Below are 2,247 nucleotides of genomic sequence, written 5' to 3'. Positions count from 1 at the left end.
AAAGGGCTGGCCGAAAGGCTGGCCCTTTTTTTATTGATGCTGCCCATAATATGTCGAAATATTGTGGGGTGTGGTTAATAAATAAATTATCCGATATTTTGGCGGGAACTGAAGTTCAGAAAGCATTGTTTATTGTTGTTACGGTTGTAATGGTGGATGCAGTGCGGTTGATTACATATTGATGGTGATTATATTAAAAATAATTATATTGATATGGTTGCATCGCCTTGTTTTTACGACATATTAGAAACGGATCACAAACGGTAAACATTGTTTTGATAGTATGTGGTCTGTAATTTCGAAACCCAATGCATCTATTTTTACCAAGATTATTGTTTGGGTGATTATGCTGGGTTTGGTCCTATAACTGGCTAGTGCTCGATAAGGATTTTAGTACCTAACTGGTGCTAAAGCATGCGAGGAATGTCAGGCAGCAACAATAAAAATCATGAGTAATATTTGATGTTCTCTATTTAAAGGATAATACTAATGAAAGTATGCTTTTCTTTTCTAATAATAATACTGCTCTCAATTTCATCTTCTACTGTATCTGCAAAAAACTACCCATGTTCTAAATCTAAAGGTGGAGTATCGCATTGCACCGCTGACGGAAAATTTGTCTGTAATGATGGTAGTATTAGTCGCTCTAAGAAAAAGTGTTCTTAAAGTATCGTCTCGTGAGGCGTACTAGATGGGGTGAAGCCAAATGTCTGATTCGTTCACAGCTTTTACCCCACAAGCTGACCTTCACAAAAACTAAAGGTAAGAAGAACCGTATAGTACCGATCCATCGGTGGCTGTATGATGAGTTGGCTCCTTTGCAAGGGATAATGTTTCATCCTTGCTGTCAAGAGTTCAAGAAAATGCTCGCACTGACCGATATACAGTTGGCCGAGGGCAGAAGACGAATGTGCTTCGACATACCTTTGCGAGTCATTTTATGATGAATGGGGGAAATATTTTGGTGCTTCAACGTATCCTTGGACATGCGAATATTCAAGAGACTATGCGCTATTCTCACTTTTCCCCTGATCACTTAGAAGATACAGTACTTTATAATCCGTTATCAAATCTTGGTTTGAAAATGAGGGATGAGTGATGATTGATCATTGTGAAGAGTATCAGAAACAGCACCCATTTTATGTTTCTCTGATGAATCAAACAATGCCAGTAGTTAGAAAATTAGTCGAAGATGAAAATATTTCTATATTCAATATTGAAGGCAGAGTGAAAACTATAGATTCACTAAGGGCTAAGTTAACAAGGAAAGTATATGTTAATCCTTTGGAGGAAATTGAAGATTTCTGTGGTATTAGGATTATTTGCTACTACGAGTCTGATTTAAATAAAATCGAAGGTATTATCAGAAAAGAATTTGATGTTACATCTGGATCGGATAAGCAAAAGGAAATTGATGTCGACCGTTTTGGGTATTCCTCTAGGCATTTGATTTGTAAGATTAGGGATGAGTGGCTAAACGTCCCGAACTATCGTAATTTGGGAGGGCTTAAAATGGAGATTCAAGTCCGAACAATGCTAATGCACACATGGGCAGCTATTAGTCATAAGCTCTTATATAAAAGAGAGAAGGATGCACCAAGAGAGATTAAGAGAAGTCTAAGTAAATTAAGTGCTCTTATTGAACTTGCCGATGAGAAATTTGATAGTATAAAAGATTTGAAAATTTCTTATAACGACAGGATTGAAGCGCAAGGAGATGTGATAAATAAAGATGAAGCATTAAATTCAGATAATTTAATAAAACTTGTTAATGAATACTCCCCTGGTCGAAATTTTTCAAATGAGGATATTCCTGAACTTCTTGAAGAAATAAGACAGTATGATTCGACGGTTGACGAATTCGCAAAACGAATCACACAATGCATGCCTTATCTGCATATGATGGAAAAGGAGGAATCGGATATGAAGAATGAAGGTATTCTTCCGATGTGGCATATCGAAGGTTTCTGTAGGAGTATTTTAGATTTAACCTGTGATCACTACTTTACTTCGAGATGGGGTACCGTCCCAGAAGAGGTCATTCCCGTAACACTTAAATATCGTGCCTTAGTTAAAGCATCGGTTGAAAAAGTTTGAGTAACATGACCACATTTTGCCCACACGACATGATTATGGCTGCACGTGACCGCACCAGTGATACATATACCTAACTGTTTACAATGAAAAAGGTATGTTTATCAATAGTGTCATGTAAGAGCGTCTTAACTAAGATTCGCGCAAGCGACA

The 2,247-nt window shown here is 37.2% G+C and carries 2 protein-coding genes and 1 pseudogene; all 3 read left to right on the top strand.

All coding sequences use genetic code 11. The features are described 5' to 3' along the window. Positions 1 to 182: hypothetical protein (locus tag FDW94_RS23630; protein ID WP_212734177.1), on the top strand; the 182-nt coding region annotated here is incomplete at its 5' end. A 507-nt stretch (positions 183 to 689) separates the two neighbouring features. Beyond that, positions 690 to 1,099, top strand: a pseudogene (locus FDW94_RS14850) (tyrosine-type recombinase/integrase); the annotation flags it as partial. Continuing rightward, positions 1,099 to 2,097, top strand: a complete 999-nt coding sequence (locus FDW94_RS14845; protein WP_249358539.1) for a hypothetical protein — start codon at positions 1,099 to 1,101, stop codon at positions 2,095 to 2,097. The pseudogene FDW94_RS14850 and the gene FDW94_RS14845, both read left to right, overlap by 1 nt. Positions 2,098 to 2,247 lie beyond the last annotated feature (150 nt).

The organism is Citrobacter sp. wls757 (genome assembly GCF_005280935.1).
Lineage (GTDB): Bacteria > Pseudomonadota > Gammaproteobacteria > Enterobacterales > Enterobacteriaceae > Citrobacter > Citrobacter portucalensis.
The sequence above is the reverse complement of the archived record's forward strand: the minus strand, read 5'-3'. Positions and strand labels throughout refer to the sequence as shown.